An 18346-nucleotide genomic window follows, 5' to 3' on the forward strand; every position below is an offset into this window, starting at 1 on the left:
AGGCACCGGGCCCGGAAATCCCGGGTCGCGGCGTAAACGCCTTACCCGGGCTACTGCCCCACAGACGGCTGGAAACCCGTAGCCCCGGTAAGCGCAGCGCCACCGGGGAGATTCTCCGGACCGAATTACAGCTCCAGCTCGCGCTGCAGCAGCGCCGCGATCGCCTCGCTGCTCTGCGCCGTCACCAGCGATTGCCGGAACTCCGCATGCATAATGCGCCGCGCCAGCCGCGAGAAAATACGCATATGCTGATCCCCCGCCGAATGCTTATTGAGCGTCAGCATAATCACAAACTGCGCCTCGTCGTCGCCCCACGCCACCGGCTGCGCCAGACGGGCGACGCTGATGGTCGACTGCTCAATATGCTCCGATTTACTGTGCGGAATGGCGAAGCTAAACCCTAACCCGGTGGAGAACACCGCTTCGCGGGCCCACAGATCCGCTTCCAGCTTACGCGGATAGCGGCAGCGCCCGGCCAGCAGCAGATTGTCGGTCATGCCCTTAATCACCTCCTCTTTACTGCGCCAGTCGCTGTTCAGCGTAATGCACTGAGGGGTAATCAGCGGCGCATCCTGCTGTGTCATACGGAACTGGGCCAGCAGGTGCTCGACCTCCAGCGAAGTACGACACTGCATCGCCTGATTCAGCAGCTGACGGCAGGCGCGGCTGTCAAGCTGCGCCAGACGCGCCTTGGTCGCCGGGATCGACGGCGCGCTCATGCTCAGCTCATCCAGCCCCAGCCCCACCAGCAGCGGCAGCACGGAACCTTTGGCCCCCAGCTCGCCGCACAGGCCGATCCATTTACCCTGGCGATGCACCGCCTGAACCGCGTAATCCAGCGCGCGCAAAAAGGCCGGATTGAGGCTGTTGTAGTGGCGCGTCACCCTGGCGTTATCGCGATCCACCGCCAGCAGATACTGGGTCAGGTCGTTGCTGCCGATACTAAAGAAATCAATCTCTTCGCAGCACTGGTCGATGATAAACATCACCGACGGCACCTCGAGCATAATGCCCAGCGGGATCTTTTCATCAAACGGAATCTGTTCGCTGCGCAGCGACTGTTTGGCATCCGCCAGCTGCTCTTTCACCCACAGAATCTCCTCCATCGAGGAGATCATCGGAATCATGATTTTCAGCGCGCCGTGCGCGGAAGCGCGCAGAATCGCCCGCAGCTGAGTGCGGAACAGCGCCTGATACTCCTCATAAATACGCACCGCCCGGTAGCCGAGGAACGGGTTGTTCTCCGCCGGAATGTTGAGGTAGGCCACCGGCTTGTCGCCGCCGATATCCATGGTGCGGATGATAATGCTGCGCCCGTTGGCCGGCTCCAGCGCCTGGCAAAATAGGTTATACAGCTCGTTTTCCGACGGCGCGCTGGGCCTGTCCATATAGAGCATTTCGGTGCGGAACAAGCCTACCGACTGCGCGCCGTTGTTGAAGGCCGCCGTCGCCTCTACCGAATGGGCGATGTTGGCCGCCACCTCCAGGCGAATACCGTCTTCCGTACGCCCCGCTTTATCCAGCCAGGCCTGCTGCTGGCGGCGGATCTGCGCCTGCACCCAGGCCTCCTGTTGATAGTAGCGCGCCACCGCTTCATCGGGATTCACCACCACCAGCCCGGCGTTACCGTCAATCTGCACTCGCCGATCGACCCACGGCAGCAGCGCCTCCATATCGACGCCCACCAGAGTGGGAATATTGAACGAACGCGCGAGGATCACCGTATGTGAAGTGGTGCCGCCGCTGCGCAACAGCAGACCTTTAAGCAGGGTTTTATCCAGTTCAAGAAACTGACTGGGGGTGAGTTCATCGGCGAGGCAGATGGCCTCTTCCGTCAGCTTACCCGGTGCCGGAAAACGATCCTCACCGTAGATATGCTGCAGAAGCTGGAAGCAGACATCGCGCACGTCCAGCACCCGCTCCTGCAAATAACTATTGCCGGAAGCGCTGAACTGGGCGCAAAAATGTTCGCCGGTCGCGACCACCGCCTCAGCGCAGCTCAGGCCGCTCAGCAGCCCGCCCAGCAGATGCTGGCGCAGCGAGGCGTCGGTGGCCAGAGAGCGATGCGCCTCAAGGATCGCGCTGGCGGTACCGTCGTTATCCAGCAGGCGGAACTCAATATTTTTCACCAGCAGGGTCAGGCCCTTGTCCAGCGCCGCCTGTTCCTGTTCAATTGCGCCCGCTGCAGGCAGCGCGCCTGAATCGCGCAGGTCGAGGGACTTAAGATGGGTGAGCCTGCCGCCCGCGCTGCCGGCGCAGACCGGCTGGGCGTGAAACAGCGTGGGATTGAGGCGCGAGAGGGATTCAGGAACCGGCTGAACGTCCATGGATTCCGCCGTCGGCAGCGGCGCATCGCAGTGCGGGAACTCCTCGCTGATGAATGCTGACAGCGCGTCAAACGCCTGCTGTTCATCTTCGCCGCTGACGACCAGCTGGCAGCGGTCCCCCTTCAAGGTATTGGTGCCGATAATCGCCAGCGCGCTTTTCGCGTTTCCGCGTCCTTCCGTGCGGGTATTTAACCATTCGACCGAAGACGAAAAAGTATTGCACAGGGTTTCTACCAGGCTTGCCGGACGCGCATGCACGCCGTTGGGCAAATCACATATGAATTCAATTACCAGAGCCATCGCCTTCCTCCTGAATAATGCGTATTTAGCCAAAAGGTAAAGAAAGAACCGGCCCGCCACTACACGATAAAAGTGGCAATTACTGGATAATTGTATGCCCGACTCTTTTTTATGCTCGCGGTCACAAATCGCCTGACTAACGGCGCCAAAAACCCACCAGCGCTAAGATTTGAGGTGGATCGCAATTTTCCTCTGGCCTTACAAATATCCAGTAAATGCACTTTTTCTCTACTATTTTATGCGCCGCCCTTTTTCTAAGGTTGAAGCATCAACTCAGTCACGGGCCACGCAGCGCTCAGGAGAATAACAATGAATGAACTGGTGCAAATATTAAAAAATACCCGCCAGCACCTCATGACCGGGGTTTCACATATGATCCCGTTTGTCGTGTCCGGTGGGATCTTGCTGGCAGTCTCCGTCATGTTGTACGGCAAGGGCGCGGTGCCCGATGCCGCCACCGACCCTAACCTGAAAAAACTGTTTGATATCGGCGTGGCCGGCCTGACGCTTATGGTGCCGTTTCTGGCGGCCTATATCGGCTACTCCATCTCCGACCGCGCGGCGCTGGCTCCCTGCGCTATCGGCGCCTGGGTCGGCAACAGCTTCGGCGCCGGTTTCTTCGGCGCGCTGATTGCCGGGATCATTGGCGGGCTGGTGGTCTACTACCTGAAGAAAATCCCGGTGCACAAGGTGCTGCGCTCGGTGATGCCCATCTTCGTTATCCCGATTATCGGCACCTTTATTACCGCCGGGATCATGATGTGGGGCCTCGGCGAGCCGATTGGCGCGCTCACCGCCAGCCTGACCGGCTGGCTGCAGGGCATGCGCGAAGGCAGCATCGTGATTCTCGCCATCATCATGGGCCTGATGCTGGCCTTCGACATGGGCGGTCCGGTGAATAAGGTCGCCTACGCCTTCATGCTGATTTGCGTTTCCCAGGGCGTTTACAGCGTGGTGGCCATCGCCGCCGTCGGTATCGCCGTGCCGCCGCTGGGCATGGGCCTGGCAACGCTGATTGGACGTAAATACTTCTCCGCGGAAGAGCGCGAAACCGGTAAGGCCGCGCTGGTGATGGGCTGCGTTGGCGTGACCGAAGGCGCGATCCCCTTCGCCGCCGCCGACCCGCTGCGCGTTATCCCCGCCAATATGATCGGCGCCGCCGCCGGCTGCGTTACCGCCGCGCTGCTCGGCGCCCAGTGCTATGCCGGCTGGGGCGGGCTTATCGTTCTGCCGGTCGTTGAGGGTAAAGGCGGATTTATTGCTGGCCTCGCGGTTGGCGCCATCGTCAGCGCCGCCTGCGTCATCCTGCTTAAGGCCCTGGCGAAAAAGAAAACGTCTGACGCCAAAGCCGATGACGAGATGGATCTTGATTTCGAAATTAACTGAGACACGGGAAGGAATATTGTATGACCAAAATTATCGCCGTTACCGCTTGCCCGTCTGGCGTCGCCCACACCTATATGGCCGCCGAATCGCTGGAGAGCGCCGCTAAGGCCAAAGGCTGGCAGGTCAAAGTCGAGACCCAGGGCTCCATCGGCATTGAGAACGAGCTGACCGCAGAAGACGTCGCCAGCGCCGATATGGTGATTCTGACCAAAGATATCGGCATCAAGTTTGAGGAGCGTTTTGCCGGTAAAACCATCGTGCGCGTCAACATCAGCGACGCCGTGAAGCGCGCCGAAGCCATTATGAACAAAATCGACAGCCACCTTTCGCAGAATGCCTGACTGAATACACGGGGCGCGGCCTGCGCCCCGCAAAATAACATGGAGCTTGTCATGACTAATCGCACTCAACGCTTAAAAGATCGTCTGTTCGCCAACCCGCGCGAAATCTCCCTCGAGCGAGCGCTGCTCTACACCGCCAGCCATAAACAGACCGAGGGGGAGCCGGTGATGATCCGCCGGGCGAAAGCGACCGCATGGGTCCTCGATCATGTGCAGATTTCGATTCGTGATGATGAACTGATTGCCGGTAACCGTACGATCAAGCCGCGCGCCGGGATCATGTCGCCGGAGATGGATCCCTACTGGCTGCTCAAGGAGCTGGACCAGTTCCCGACCCGCCCGCAGGACCGCTTCAACATCAGCGAAGAAGATAAGCGCATCTACCGCGAAGTGCTGTTCCCCTACTGGGAAAATCGCTCGATGAAGGACTTCATCAACGCCCAGATGACCGATGAAGTGAAGGCCGCCGTCAGCACGCAGATTTTTAGCGTCAACCAGACCGATAAAGGCCAGGGACATATCATCATCGACTACCCTCGCCTGCTGGAAAACGGCCTCGCCGCGCTGGTGGCGGAGATGAAAGCGGTGAGTCAGCGGCACCCGCAGAACAATTTTTATCAGGCGGTGCTGATCCTGCTGGAAGCCTCCCAGCGCCATATTCTGCGCTATGCGGCGCTTGCCGATGACATGGCCGCCGGCTGCGGCGACGGGCAGCGGCGCAAAGAGCTGGAGACCATCGCGGACATCTCCCGCCATAACGCGGTGCACCGTCCGGAAGATTTCTGGCAGGCCTGCCAGCTCTTCTGGTATATGAACATCATTTTGCAGTATGAATCCAACGCCAGCTCCATCTCGCTGGGTCGCTTTGACCAGTACATGCTGCCGTACTATCAGGCTTCGCTGAATCGCGGCCAGGATCCGCAGTTTCTTCAGGAGCTGCTGGAGTCGCTGTGGGTGAAGTGCAACGATATTGTCCTGCTGCGCTCCACCAGCAGCGCGCGCTACTTCGCGGGCTTCCCAACCGGCTATACCGCCCTGCTCGGCGGCCTGACCGAGACCGGACGCAGCGCGGTCAATATCCTGTCGTTTTTATCCCTCGACGCCTACCAGAACGTTCGCCTGCCGCAGCCGAACCTCGGCGTGCGGGTCAACGAGCTGGTCGATCGCCCTTTCCTGCGCAAAACCGCCGAGACCATTCGCCTCGGCACCGGCATTCCGCAAATCTTCAATGATGAAGTGGTGATCCCGGCGTTTCTCAACCGCGGCGTCTCGCTGGATGACGCGCGGGATTACTCGGTGGTTGGCTGCGTTGAGCTGTCGATCCCGGGGCGCACCTACGGCCTGCACGATATCGCCATGTTCAACCTGCTGAAGGTGATGGAAATCGTGATGCTGGAAAACGAAAGTAACCCTGACATCACCTGGGACGGGCTGATCAACCAGATCCGCGACAAGATTCGCTATTACATTAGGCTGATGGTCGAAGGCAGCAATATTTGCGATATCGGCCACCGCGACTGGGCGCCGGTTCCCCTGCTCTCTTCCTTTATTGAGGATTGCGTGCAGCACGGCCAGGATATCACCGAAGGCGGCGCGCGCTATAACTTCTCCGGGGTCCAGGGCATCGGCATCGCTAACCTCAGCGACTCGCTGCACGCGCTTAAAGGGATGGTGTTTGAGCAAAAACGGCTCAGCTTCGCTGAACTGATCGCGGTGCTGAAAGCCAACTTCCAGACGCCGGAAGGGGAAAAAATCCGCGCGCGCCTGATCAACCGCTTCGAGAAATACGGCAACGATATTGACGAAGTGGACAACATCAGCGCCGATCTGCTGCGCTTCTACTGCAAAGAGGTAGAGCAGTACCGCAACCCGCGCGGCGGTCGCTTTACGCCGGGCTCCTATACCGTCTCTGCCCACGTGCCGCTCGGCTCGGTCGTCGGCGCCACTCCGGACGGACGCCTGGCCGGAGAGCAGCTGGCGGACGGCGGGCTCTCGCCGATGCTCGGCCAGGACGTGCAGGGGCCGACCGCGGTGCTTAAGTCGGTCAGCAAGCTGGATAACTTTCTGCTCTCCAACGGTACGCTGCTGAACGTCAAATTCACCCCGGCGACCCTTGCCGGCGACGGCGGCCTCAATAAGCTGGCCGACTTCCTGCAGGCATTCACCAGGCTGAAGCTGCAGCATATTCAGTTCAACGTGGTTAACGCCGATACGCTGCGCGAAGCCCAGCAGCGGCCGCAGGATTTTGCCGGCCTGGTGGTGCGCGTTGCGGGCTACAGCGCCTTTTTCGTCGAGCTGTCGCAGGAGATTCAGGATGACATTATCCGCCGCACCGCGCATCAGCTGTGAGGTCCTGGAAACGCGCGCCGATAAGGCGCGCATTTTTAATATCCAGCGCTACTCTTTGAATGATGGTCAGGGGATCCGCACCGTCGTGTTTTTTAAAGGCTGCCCGCATACCTGTCCCTGGTGCGCCAATCCGGAGTCGATCTCGCCGCAAATTCAGACCGTACGCCGGGAGAGCAAGTGCCTGCGCTGCTCCCGCTGCCAGCAGGACGTGGTCGAGTGCCCTTCCGGCGCGTGGCAGCAGATTGGCCGCGACGTCACCCTCGATAATCTGCTTAAAGAGGTGCTGAAGGATGAGGTCTTCTTCCGCGCCTCCGGCGGCGGCGTGACCCTGTCGGGCGGCGAAGTCCTGATGCAGGCCGAATTCGCCGCGCGCCTGCTGCGCCGCCTGCGCGAATGGGGGATCAGAACGGCGATTGAAACGGCGGGCGATACCGCCTACCGCCGCTTTTTTCCGCTGGCGCAGGCCTGCGATGAAGTGCTGTTCGATCTAAAAATCATGGATGAAACGCTGGCCCGCGAGCAGCTGCGGATGAATATGCCGCGGGTGCTGGATAACTTTACCCGTCTGGTGGAAGCGCATATTCACGTGATCCCCCGGGTGCCGCTGATTCCGGGATTCACGCTTGATGAAGCGAATTTCCGCCGGATTCTGGCGTTTTTGGCCCCCTTTAAGCTGCCGGAAATTCATCTTCTGCCGTTCCATCAGTACGGCGAACCCAAATATCACTTACTGGGAAAAAAATGGTCGATGTCGATGATTAAAGCCCCTGCAGAATCTGAGATTCAGCCATTCAGGACGCTGGCCGAACGGGCCGGTTTTAGCGTGACCGTCGGCGGATAACGCCAGGAGGATGCTATGGATTTCACTATCGTTGCCGTCACGGCCTGCGTCAGCGGCGTCGCTCACACCTATATGGCGGCCGAGCGGCTGGAAAAAGTCGGCCACCAGGAGAAATGGAATATCAAAATTGAAACCCAGGGCGCGCTGGGGGTTGAGAACAAAATAATGGCCGACGACATCGCCCATGCCGATGTCGTTCTGCTGGTGACGGATATTGAAATTGACGATGCCGGACGCTTTAGCGGCATCCGCACCATTAAGACCAGCATCAAAACCTTTCTGCTGCAGCCGCAGCAGATTGTCGACGCGGTGAAATGCATTATGAAAAAGCCGGTGGTTTATCTTGAGATCCCGTGAGTACACCGGTGATTTTGTAGCCCGGGCAAGGCGCTTGCGCCGCGGCCCGGGAAAATAGCACTTCGCCTGCTCAGACTTCCCCCGGTCGCGCTGCGCTTACCGGGGCTACAGGTTCACCGCCGTTTGCCGTTTTGTAGCCCGGGCAAGGCGCTTGCGCCGCGGCCCGGGGAAATAGCACCGCGCCCGCTCAGACTTCCCCCGGTCGCGCTGCGCTTACCGGGGCTACAATTCCATGCGATTTTTACGCCACCCCCAGCAGCCATTTCTGCGCGGGCGTCAGGCGGCTGGCGGTTTCCGGCGTCAGCCAGCGCTGCTGATCCTGCTGCGCGGTATCCGCTCTGTCGATATATAAGCCGTGCAGCACGCGCCTTCTGCTGCCGACGCGGTTGCGCGTCCCGCCGTGCCAGGCGTGGGCGTTATAAATCATCACGCTGCCCGCCGGCGCGGCGAACACCACCTCATCAGGATGCGCCAGCTCCGGGTCATCCAGCACCGCTTCCGGCAGCTCCGGACGCAAATGGGTGCCGGGAATAATGCGCGGCGCGCCGTTTTCAGCGCTCAGATCATCGATAGCCCAGATGGTATTTACCAGATGCACTTTCGGAAAATCGTGACGCGGCTTTTTCCAGTCCGCATGCAGCGGCTGATGGCCGCCGTTGAACAACGCTTCCCGCGCGTTCAGGCTGGAGACTTTAAAATCCCCCTGAAAAACATGCCGACAGGCGGAGAGAATCAGCGGATGGGACCAGACCTTTTCCCAAATCGCGCCTTTATTAATCAGGTTGGCGATGCGGGTTGCCGTCGCTTCCTGGTGGTGCTCGATCGCCAGATTATCGCCCTCTCTCTCGACGATGGCGTCGATAAGCGCGCGCATCGCCGCCAGCCACTCCGCGTCCACCACGTTATGCACAACGGTGTAGCCCAGGGTATCCAGCTCCTGTTTCATTGCCGGGCTCAGCGCAACGTTCGCCCCCAGCGCATCCAGATAAACCGCAGATTGTTGTTCCATATTTATATTCCTTAACTTATCGATAACACAAAACAAACTCTAATCGGCGGCGGGTGGGAATACATGAGGGCAAAACTACGAAAAACTGGACGAGCGTACGCGGCAGGGAAAAGTGTGATGGCCATCAAAATCCAGCTTTTTCCCCCTTCCTGCAGGGCAATCATTAGCGAAGCCGCCTGATACAGAACAAACCTGTTCAGATAAAATAGATTATAATCAACAGGATAATTGCTCTCTTCTAAGGCATACGGAATGATTGACGATCTGGCGGATATTTTAAATCGTTTAGTAAATCAGAAAGATAATCTGCACGTCAGGTTCCCCGACCCGGATATCTCCGAGCCCGAGCTGGCGTTTAAGGTACCCTTTCCACGGCTGGAAATTGTGCTTGAGGGCGAGCTTAAGGAGAGCGGGCTGCCGCTGTCGGAGACAATGCTCTCCGCCTCGCAGGTGCTCTACGTTCAGGCGGGTAAATGGACGCTGCCGGAATGGACCGCGCCGGCGTCGACGTTAAGCATTCTGTTTGGTCGCCAGAAACTCGGGTTTTGCGTTCAGCACTGGGACGGCAAGCAGCTGCGCACGGAAAAGCAGAACGTCGCCCGCCTCGGACCGCGCGTGGGCTCCTACCTGCTGCTGTCGCTCAATGAAATCTGCCTGCAGCCGGACCCGGTAACCGCCAGGCTGGTGGTCGCGGCCCTGTTGAGCCACTGCCTTGAGCAGCTGGTCGGGCTGGAGATGCGCGTCAGCCGCAGCCGCGATCTGTTTCTGGCGGTACAGGATTATCTCGAAGAGCATCTCACCCAGCCGCTGACCCGCGAGTCGGTAGCGAAGCGTTTTCATATTACGCCCAACTACCTGTCGCATATATTCCAGAAATCCGGCTCCGTCGGTTTTAATGAGTTTCTCACCAGCGTCCGCCTGGAAAAGGCGAAAAAGCTGCTGCGCGGCTACGACCTCAAGGTCAAAGAGATCGCCCACAACTGCGGTTTTGTCGACAGCAACTATTTCTGCCGGGTGTTTAAACGCTACACCGAGCGCTCACCTTCCGAATATCGTCGCCACTGCCGCAGCGCGCAGCAGGGATAGTTCACGCGGCCCATTCAACCCGTCCGCGGCCGTTATTTTTCGCCTTATAGAGCGCGTCATCGACCTTTTTAATAAACAGGTTCTGCGGCTCGTCTTTATAGCGCAGACCGACGCCAATGCTGATCGACAGCGGGTTATCGTGGTTGATCAAGATCGCGCGGGCGTTTTGCAAAATCGACTGCGCCAGTTCATCCACTTCCTGCGCCGACAGGCCATCGACAATAATGGCAAACTCTTCTCCGCCAATCCTCGAAGGCAACACCTTATCGCTGGTAAGCTTCGCCAGCTGTTTGCCAAGGGCAAACAGCACTTCGTCCCCCACCAGATGACCCCAGGTGTCATTAATTTTCTTGAAGTAGTCGATATCCACAATCATCAGCGCCAGCCTGCGCCCCTCCTTCTCGCGGATGGTGTCGATAAAAAAGCGACGGTTGGGCAGCTGGGTCAGCTCATCCTTGAGCGATTGCGAACGCGCGTCGACGTACAGGAGATTGATGCGCTCAATAATTTTGTAGACCCCGACCGCGCTCAGCAGCATGCCGGACAGGCGCAGCAGATCTTCGCAGTAGTACCCCATCCAGCGCGGCTGGTGGAATATTTCGTCCATCAGGTCGAAAGTGCCACCGGCAATCCACAGCAGCAGGCCGTAGCGTACCCAGTTAACCGCCACGTGGTTCATCCGCACCTTGGTCGAACTCCAGAGCATAAACAGCAGAAATAGCAGCGCCAGCAGATCGATATACATCCCTGGATTGGTCAAAATTTCGCGCCACGGCCCCAGCGGCGGCGAGACGAACGCGCACAGGCTCGATACGGCGACAATCGCCAGCAGTGCCGGAAGAATATGCGTTCGAGAGATAGAAGAACAGGGTTGAATATGGATGTTTTTTTCGCGTTCGGGCATGGTCAGGTCTCATTACAGCGCGGCTTGCCGGGTTTTTAGCATAACAGCGCAGAGCGTTTGCGCGAACTGTAAAGGTGCGATGCCGGGCGACGGGCGCGGATTTCCTGGTCCGCCGCAGACTCAGCCTTAAGGTTATCTCGAACTATCTGCCTCGACGTTAACGCTGACGTTCAGTCTCTTCGCCTCCATGGTTATTATCTTCCGGGCAAGCGCCCTGTCGCTCCCGTGCACCCGATCTATCAGCGCCTGGACGATTGTCATCATGAGAAAGTGCTGATTAGCCGGACAGAAATCGGTCATATCAATCCCGCAATCCACCAGCTGCTGGTGCGCATCGCGCTCTGTCTGCTCAATGGTTTCAATCACTTTCTCTTTCATATGCTCGATACGCGCAAAAACCACGCGATTAATGATTTCGATTTGCTCAGGCGTAAAATTTTTTTCCATCATTATGCTCTCGTCAAAGTATAAGGTTCTTAATTAGCTGACCAGCCTCAGCTCTCTCGCCACAATCCTTTTAAACTCTTCACAATGCCTATGCTCCGGCTGCGTGCAGCGTACTTCAGCCCGCATTGGGCTTCGGCATTGCGGCATCGCAAACACCTCACCCGTGGCTGGCTCGCTTGCTAAGCGTGCTCACACATCTGGCCTGGGGATTCGGGCTCTATAGCGCGGCACTGGCTATCAGAGCGTGGGGATAATAGCTTAGCAGCCCGTCGGGGAGTCAGAATGAGGCTAACTGACCCTGCGCGCCAGGAGAATATCGTGTGGGTCACTCACCCAACACACCGTTACTTTTTTGCCGCTGTAGCTGATTATGTTGCTCAAGCTCATACTCAATAAAGGCGTCTATCATGGACCGATACACTTTCTCAATAATCACTTCGGGTAACCCTGCGGCAGCCGCCTTTTCGCGAACCCGATCAATAACCTGCTGCACGCGCGCGGGAGCACGAACGGCGGAGTGGTCAGTTTTGAATGCGGCAGCGGCTTTAACGCACTCAGCACGTTGAGCAATCAGGCTAACCAGTTCGCTATCAATCGAATCGATCTGGCTTCTGGCATCGGCAAGGGTGGAAAACGTCATCACTTTGAACCTTTATACTAGTACGATGGCTCAGCATAATATCTCAAATTTCGCCAGATTCCAGCCCTGCGTTTATTCAGAAAGCGCTGGCACGCATAGCCGCATAGAGGGAGCAGAGTTCCTGCAGGCTTTTGGTTCCCATGCGCTTCATCAGCCGGGTACGCTGGACGCTGACCGTGGACGGGCTGACCCCGCGGATACGGGCAATATCATCCAGAGAATGGCCGCGTAAACTGAGCCTCATGATCTGTTGCTCGGCATGGGTAAAATTAAACGTATCGGGCAGATAAGCAACGCTCTGGTTCTGGGCCGATAACAGGCCCATCACTTTTAACGCCTGACGCAGCTCTTCGACCGTCAACCTCTCTGACAAACAGAGCTTTAACAGGCCCGGAAACAGCCGGTTGATGGTCTCAAAATGGCGCTCAGAGGTGATGAAGATGGCGTAGTGCTCCGGCGGATGGCGAAAGAACAAAGCATATATCTCCTGGATATCCATCCCGCAGGTGACATACACGCAGTTGCTTAACCCGGCATCCGCGCCATCGCTCAGCTCCTGCACTATATTCTCAACGCCAGAAATAAATACACGATCCTTTCCATGAATAGTCATCTTGAAGTCCCGAGGTTACCGTCTTTTATTATCCTTCCATATGGATACTTTTCGGAGAGTGTTATGTCGTCAGTCTGGCAGATCAATACCGCCCTCATTTTCGTTTAGCTTTCGTTTAGCTTAAAGGGATCGGCAGTACTGGCTTCGGTTTAACCATTGAAACCATCGAACTATTTTTAAGTTTTAACAAACTGAGCGCTTAAAAATATAGGAATAAGATTACCGTTAATTCACAAAAAATCCTTATATTCGCAAATAAAAACGCAAAATAAACCCAAAGAAACCACTCAACCAGCTGATTTAAAAGAATAATTAATTATTAGGATTATCTTTATAAATGACATAAAAAATATTTACCCTCTATTTTTAATATTCAGATCTCGATCTCAAAACACCATTTCATTTTGTGTAAAAGTAATTTTCAATAAAATTACAGACAGTACTAATTAGTCATCACCAGGGAATAAAGAATAATGTGTGGTGAATCCCCCTAAGCGGCGGGGTCATGCTGAATTGAGGAATACCCTCATCGACGTTTCGTTTTTATAGACGAATCAGGAAGTCAGCGCCTGATTCACCGGGAGGCACCCGGCACCACACTACCATCTAATAATTTCATTTGTATCGTTCTGCCTGCTTTACGGCAGGTAATTTCTTGTACCTTTGGAAAATAAAAAAAGTAGAGGCACCCTATGTTTCGTTCCTTATTATTAGTCACGATCCCTTTTATCAGTATTGCTGCCCACGCGGTGACATTTGATTATCGTCATGAAACCAATGACAAAGCCGGCAATAATCATAAAGACAGACTGCTGATGTCTCACCGTTTTGCCAATGGCTTTGGCCTGTCGCTGGAAGGGAAATGGAAAGGTTCGCAGGATAAAAATAAAGCCTATGATGAAACCGTGAGTAACGGCACCGAAGTGGTGGCGAGCTATGTGCATAAAATAAATAAAACCTTCCAGATTGAGCCCGGCTTCTCTCTGGATACCAGTTCGTCCTCAAACAACTATCGTCCCTACCTGCGCGGTAAAGCGAATCTGACCGACGATGTCAGTGCCTCATTGCGCTACCGACCTTACTACAAGCGCAATTCAGGCAATATCGGCACGTCTAAAGACACCTCGGAGAACGGCTATAATCTGACCAGCGTTCTTTCCTGGAAATTCCTTAAAGATTATCAGCTCGATTATGAACTGGACTATAAAAAAGCCAACTCCGCGGGGGTTATTTTAGCGGATAACGAAAGCTACGACTGGACCCATGATTTTAAGCTAACCTATAAATTTGATAAAAACTGGTCTCCTTATATGGCCATCGGCAACGTTTCCGGCAGTAAAACCACCGATGAACGCCAAACGCGTTATCGCGTTGGTGTGAAATACTCCTTCTGATAACTTCCTGTCAGCCAGATAATAAATAAGGGTTTTATTAAACCCTTATTTTCATTAAGAGGATAATAATGAAGATTGCAAAAATCACCCTGGCATTGGGCGCTCTGAGTCTCTTCTCACTGAGTGCTGGCGCCCAGGAGAACGCGCGCCTGAGCAGCGTAAAGCAGTTCGCTGACGTCGTGCTGGATAAAGCGGGAGATCGGTACGGCCATCACTCTCCTCTGCTGGCCAATGGCGTGGATCCTCGCACCGGCAAGCAAATGGAATGGGTCTTTCCGGACGGTAAAGTGACCGTGCTGTCGAACTTCTCGGCCCAGCAAAACTTGATGCGGGTGCTGGTAGGGTTAAGCAACCTGACCGGCGAAGCAAAATATAAGCAGCGGGTCGCGGAGAATATTCGCTACTACTTTGACCACTATCAGGACGCCAGCGGGCTACTGCTGTGGGGAGGCCATCGCTTTGTTGATTTGAAAACGCTGCAGCCTCAAGGCCCGAGCGAAAAGGAGATGGTCCATGAACTTAAGAACGCGTATCCCTATTACGACATGATGTTTGCCGTCGATGACAAGGCCACCGCGCGCTTTATCAAGGCTTTCTGGAACGCCCATGTTTACGACTGGAAAACGCTGGAAACCAGCCGTCACGGGGAGTACGGCAAAGCGATGGGCGCGCTCTGGCAAAGTGATTTTGTCCAACAGCCGCCCTTTTTCGCCACCAAGGGCCTGAGCTTTCTCAATGCCGGCAACGACCTTATCTACTCCGCATCGCTGCTCTATCAATACGATGGTGACGCTGGCGCGCTGACGTGGGCGAAGCGTCTGGCCGAACAGTACGTTCTGCCGCGAGATAAGAAGACCGGACTGGGCGTCTACCAGTTTACCCAACCGCTAAAACGCGCCGACACCACAGATGACAGCGACACGCATTCGAAATACGGCGACCGCGCGCAGCGTCAGTTTGGCCCCGAACTGGGCCCGGACGCGCTGGAGGGCAATATGCTGCTGAAGGGCCGGACCAGCACGCTCTACTCAGAAAATGCGCTGATGCAGCTTGCCCTGGCAAAATCGCTCGGCAAAGACGGTGACGATCTCAAAAAATGGACCCTTGATGGCCTCAAAGCCTTTGCGACCTACGCTTACGATGAGCAGAACAATACCTTCCGCCCGATGCTGGCCAACGGCACGGATCTCTCCGGCTATGCGTTAAAACGCGATGGCTATTATGGGAAAAAAGGCACGGTGCTCAAAGCCTATCCGGCGGGAAATGAATTTCTTCTCTCCTACGCCCGCGCCTGGACGCTTGAACCGGATCGTGCCATCTGGAAAGTCGCCCGCGGCATCGCGAAAGGCCAGGGTTTAGGCGATATCGGTGAACCCGGCGGCGCAAACCGCAGGCTGAATAGCCAAACGGAGAACCATCAGCCGTATGCGATTTTCGCGCTTATCGACCTGTGGCAGGCCACCGGGCAGCAGGACTATTTGACGCTGGCGGATCGCATCGGCGCAAACATCATCAACAAGCAGCGCCTCAACGGCTTTTTTGTCGATGACCCTGAGGCCGAATATGCCAGTATCGATAGTATTGCCCCCTATGCGCTTCTCGCCCTGGAAGCCGCCTTCCGCAACACGCCGGACGCGGTGGCGCCGTTCCTGAACGGCGCGGGATTCACCGAGGGTGCTTATCGGCTGGCTGACGGGACGGTTCGCTACTCCACCCGAGATGACGAGCTGTTCAGGCTCAGACCCGGCGAACAGCTTAAACCGAACGGCAAAAGATAAAACAGGCCCCCACCGTGGTGGGGGTTGCGCTATGCCCGGTTTACCAGAAGCGAAACGATAGCCGCTACTTCCCGGCATCCAGCGCCGACACCGCGCGCGAATAGGCCGCTATCGCCAGCGCCACATCGTCGGCGGTGACCGACTCGGCGGGATGATGACTGATGCCGCCTTTGCAGCGCACAAATAGCATCGCTGACGGCCAGCGTTCGGCCATGGCGATGGCATCATGCCCGGCGCCGCTCGGCAGCGTCAGCGAACGCCCCTGCACCGCCTGCACCGCCTCGCTCAATACCTGCTGCAATCCGCTATCGCAGGCGGTGGCGGCAATACGGTAAAACTCTTCGGCACTGAACCGCAGCTGGCGACGAGAAGCAATGGCCTGCGCCTCATTCAGCAACGTATCCAGCAGCGCATCCAGCGGCTGGTCGTGCGGCCCGCGAATATCCAGGGTCAGCGTAACGTCGCCGGGTATCACGTTAACCGCGCCGGGCGCGCAGCGCAGCGTACCCACCGTGGCGACCCGGTTTCCGCCCTGCTCGCGGGTCAGGGTCTCTACCCGCACCATCCACTCGGCGGCGGCGGCCAGCGCATCTTTGCGATGACTCATCGGCACGGTCCCGGCGTGTCCCGCCTCGCCGGTAAAGCGGCAGTTCAGGCGACGCGCGCCGTTGATCGCCTCGACCACCCCCAGCGCCAGCCCTTCCTGCTCGAGGCACGGCCCCTGCTCGATATGCAGTTCCAGGTAGGCGGCAATCTCCTCCGGGCGGCGGGCGGCAAGATGAATGCGCGCCGGATCCAGCCCCGCCAGCACCATCGCCTGCGCCACGCTGACGCCGTCGGCATCGGTCTGCGCCAGCCAGCTCTCGGGCCAGGTACCGGTTATCCCGCGGCTGCCGAGCAGCGTAATACCAAAGCGCGTCCCCTCTTCATCGCAAAAGCCGACAATCTCGATGGCCTGTTTCAGCCTCCGCCCCTGTTGATGCAGACCGTGCACCACTTCGATCGCCGTGAGTACGCCGAGCATCCCGTCGTAGCGCCCGGCGTTGCGCACCGTATCAAGGTGCGACCCCAGCAGGATGGCGGGCGCTCCCTCCTGCTCTCCCTCGTAGCGGCCGCAAATATTGCCGACGCTGTCCTGCCAGACGGTCATTCCGGCCTGGGTCATCCACCGCGCCGCCCGCTGGTTGGCCTCGAGATGCTGTGGGGAGAGATAAACCCGGGTCAGGGCATCCGGCGTTTCGCTGATCGCGGCCAGCTCATCGGCGCGGGCCATCACCCGCGCCGCGGCCTGCTGCATTTCCGCCTGCTGGCGTTGTGCTGGACTCATTGGGCGCTCTCGCTGCGATAGTGATCCCACGCGACCTGCATCGCCGCGCCCTGAGTGGTGGAGAATTTGAGATAGTTCAGCACCGACTCCAGCGCGCTGAGCGTGGTCATCACGCAGTCTTTACGCGCGTTGTAGCCCATGGTGCCGATCCGCCACACTTTGCCGTGCAGCGGGCCGAACGAGGTACCGATTTCAATACCGAAATCTTCCAGCATCAGCTTGCGCGCCTGGTCGCCGTTGATACCCTGCGGGATAACGACGCCCAGCACGTTGTTCATCTTATGTTTCAGGTCGCCGAAGGTCTCCAGCCCCATCGCCTGAATGCCTTTGACCAGCGCGTCGCCGTGCAGCTTATGGCGGGCAATGCCGTTATCCAGCCCCTCCTGGAGGATCAGCCGTGCGCATTCGCGGGCGCCGAACAGCGCGGTAGTGGCCTCGGTATGATGGTTAAGGCGCTCCGGCCCCCAGTAGTCCATCACCATGCCGAGATCGAAATAGTTGGAGTAGATCATCTCCTCGTCGCCGTCGCGGTGGGCATCGGTGCGAATCCCCTCTTCCACGCATTTGCGGCGGCGAATCGCCTCTTCCATGCGCGCGCTGAGGGTAATCGGCGAGGTGCCGGACGGGCCGCCGAGGCACTTCTGCATCCCGGCCGAGACCGCATCCAGCCCCCAGGCGTCGGTTTCCAGCGGGTTACCGCCCAGCGAAGCGGTGGCGTCGGTGTAAAACAGTACGTCATAGCGGCGGCAGATATCCCCCAGCTCCGCCAGCGGCTGCAGCATCGTGGTGGAGGTGTCGCCCTGCACCGTCAGCAGCAGGCGCGGACGAATACGTTTGATGGCATCCTCCACCTGGTCCGCGGTAAACACCTCACCCCAGGGCACTTCAATGGTGTGCACTTCCGCCCGGCAGCGGCGGGCGATTTCGCACAGCAGATGGCCGAAGCGGCCAAACACCGGCACCAGCACCTTGTCCCCCGGCCGAATAGCCGAAACCAGGATCGCCTCAATCCCGGCCCTTGAGGTTCCGTCCACCAGCATCGTCCAGCGGTTTTCGGTACGAAATACGCCGCGGTACAGCGCCATCACTTCGTTCATATAGTGGGTCATCGCCGGGTCGTACTGGCCGATCAGCTGGCTCGACATGGCGCGCAGCACGCGCGGGTCGGCGTTAATCGGGCCGGGCCCCATCAGCAGGCGCGACGGCGGATTGAGTTGCGGAAACTGAGTGATATCCATCTTTAAGTC

16 protein-coding genes and 1 pseudogene are annotated in these 18346 nt (G+C 57.5%); 9 read left to right on the forward strand and 8 right to left on the reverse strand.

The genetic code is table 11. The features are described from left to right. Nucleotides 1-125: 125 nt before the first annotated feature. On the reverse strand, nt 126-2627 hold the full coding sequence (ptsP, locus tag ABLU96_RS21655) for a phosphoenolpyruvate--protein phosphotransferase (RefSeq protein WP_047724116.1): 2502 nt from the start codon (nt 2625-2627) through the stop codon (nt 126-128). A 309-nt stretch (nt 2628-2936) separates the two neighbouring features. Here ptsP and ABLU96_RS21660 point away from each other — a divergent pair, with 309 nt between their 5' ends. Genes ABLU96_RS21660 through ABLU96_RS21680 form a run of 5 tightly spaced genes read left to right on the forward strand, consistent with a single transcriptional unit; the run spans nt 2937 to nt 7901 of the window. Next, complete coding sequence (locus ABLU96_RS21660; RefSeq protein WP_004131253.1) at nt 2937-4013, forward strand: PTS fructose transporter subunit EIIC; 1077 nt, start codon at nt 2937-2939, stop codon at nt 4011-4013. A 20-nt stretch (nt 4014-4033) separates the two neighbouring features. Further along, complete coding sequence (locus ABLU96_RS21665; RefSeq protein ID WP_004100938.1) at nt 4034-4354, forward strand: PTS fructose-like transporter subunit IIB; 321 nt, start codon at nt 4034-4036, stop codon at nt 4352-4354. 51 nt (nt 4355-4405) lie between these two features. Beyond that, a complete protein-coding gene (locus tag ABLU96_RS21670; RefSeq protein WP_032719716.1) occupies nt 4406-6703 on the forward strand; it encodes a formate C-acetyltransferase in 2298 nt (765 codons plus the stop codon). Further along, nucleotides 6669-7544, forward strand: a complete 876-nt coding sequence (locus tag ABLU96_RS21675) for a [formate-C-acetyltransferase]-activating enzyme (protein WP_025106242.1) — start codon at nt 6669-6671, stop codon at nt 7542-7544. Before ABLU96_RS21670 ends, ABLU96_RS21675 begins: the two co-directional genes overlap by 35 nt. A 15-nt stretch (nt 7545-7559) precedes the next feature. Next, entirely contained in the window at nt 7560-7901 is a 342-nt protein-coding gene (locus ABLU96_RS21680) for a PTS fructose-like transporter subunit IIB (protein ID WP_004849743.1), read from the forward strand. A 241-nt stretch (nt 7902-8142) separates the two neighbouring features. Here ABLU96_RS21680 and ABLU96_RS21685 read toward each other — a convergent pair whose 3' ends face one another. After that, nucleotides 8143-8910 carry a phytanoyl-CoA dioxygenase family protein gene (locus tag ABLU96_RS21685; protein WP_004849740.1) on the reverse strand — a complete coding sequence of 256 codons (768 nt, stop codon included), beginning with the start codon at nt 8908-8910 and terminating at the stop codon, nt 8143-8145. 252 nt (nt 8911-9162) lie between these two features. On the opposite strand from ABLU96_RS21685, the gene ABLU96_RS21690 reads away from it, so the two are divergent. Next, nucleotides 9163-9996, forward strand: coding sequence for an AraC family transcriptional regulator (locus ABLU96_RS21690; RefSeq protein ID WP_025106241.1), 834 nt, complete (start codon nt 9163-9165; stop codon nt 9994-9996). Between the two features lies 1 nt (nt 9997). Here the strand turns inward: ABLU96_RS21690 and ABLU96_RS21695 are convergent, their stop codons facing one another. Together ABLU96_RS21695 and ABLU96_RS21700 are read right to left on the reverse strand one after the other, a co-directional pair. Then, a complete protein-coding gene (locus tag ABLU96_RS21695) occupies nt 9998-10900 on the reverse strand; it encodes a GGDEF domain-containing protein (RefSeq protein ID WP_064405526.1) in 903 nt (300 codons plus the stop codon). A gap of 132 nt (nt 10901-11032) precedes the next feature. Continuing rightward, complete coding sequence (locus ABLU96_RS21700; protein WP_032693404.1) at nt 11033-11347, reverse strand: hypothetical protein; 315 nt, start codon at nt 11345-11347, stop codon at nt 11033-11035. Between the two features lie 110 nt (nt 11348-11457). Here ABLU96_RS21700 and ABLU96_RS21705 point away from each other — a divergent pair. Continuing rightward, nucleotides 11458-11601, forward strand: a pseudogene (locus ABLU96_RS21705) (DUF2938 family protein); the annotation flags it as partial. A 71-nt stretch (nt 11602-11672) separates the two neighbouring features. Here ABLU96_RS21705 and ABLU96_RS21710 read toward each other — a convergent pair. Continuing rightward, entirely contained in the window at nt 11673-11987 is a 315-nt protein-coding gene (locus ABLU96_RS21710) for a chorismate mutase (RefSeq protein ID WP_032719718.1), read from the reverse strand. 76 nt (nt 11988-12063) lie between these two features. Beyond that, nucleotides 12064-12600 carry a LuxR C-terminal-related transcriptional regulator gene (locus ABLU96_RS21715; RefSeq protein WP_032719719.1) on the reverse strand — a complete coding sequence of 179 codons (537 nt, stop codon included), beginning with the start codon at nt 12598-12600 and terminating at the stop codon, nt 12064-12066. A gap of 692 nt (nt 12601-13292) precedes the next feature. Here ABLU96_RS21715 and ABLU96_RS21720 point away from each other — a divergent pair. Both ABLU96_RS21720 and ABLU96_RS21725 read left to right on the forward strand, forming a co-directional pair. Continuing rightward, nucleotides 13293-13994, forward strand: coding sequence for an oligogalacturonate-specific porin KdgM family protein (locus ABLU96_RS21720; RefSeq protein ID WP_014228776.1), 702 nt, complete (start codon nt 13293-13295; stop codon nt 13992-13994). Nucleotides 13995-14062: 68 nt separating this feature from the next. After that, entirely contained in the window at nt 14063-15772 is a 1710-nt protein-coding gene (locus ABLU96_RS21725; protein WP_064405528.1) for a pectate lyase, read from the forward strand. 64 nt (nt 15773-15836) lie between these two features. Here ABLU96_RS21725 and hpxK read toward each other — a convergent pair whose 3' ends face one another. Together hpxK and ABLU96_RS21735 are read right to left on the reverse strand one after the other, a co-directional pair. Next, nucleotides 15837-17099: an allantoate amidohydrolase gene (gene hpxK, locus ABLU96_RS21730; RefSeq protein ID WP_032749654.1), complete on the reverse strand. Its 1263-nt coding sequence runs from the start codon at nt 17097-17099 to the stop codon at nt 15837-15839. Further along, a complete protein-coding gene (locus ABLU96_RS21735; RefSeq protein ID WP_064405530.1) occupies nt 17096-18337 on the reverse strand; it encodes an alanine--glyoxylate aminotransferase family protein in 1242 nt (413 codons plus the stop codon). Before ABLU96_RS21735 ends, hpxK begins: the two co-directional genes overlap by 4 nt. Nucleotides 18338-18346 lie beyond the last annotated feature (9 nt).

This window comes from Klebsiella sp. CN_Kp106, assembly GCF_040064575.1.
Classification (GTDB): domain Bacteria; phylum Pseudomonadota; class Gammaproteobacteria; order Enterobacterales; family Enterobacteriaceae; genus Klebsiella; species Klebsiella michiganensis.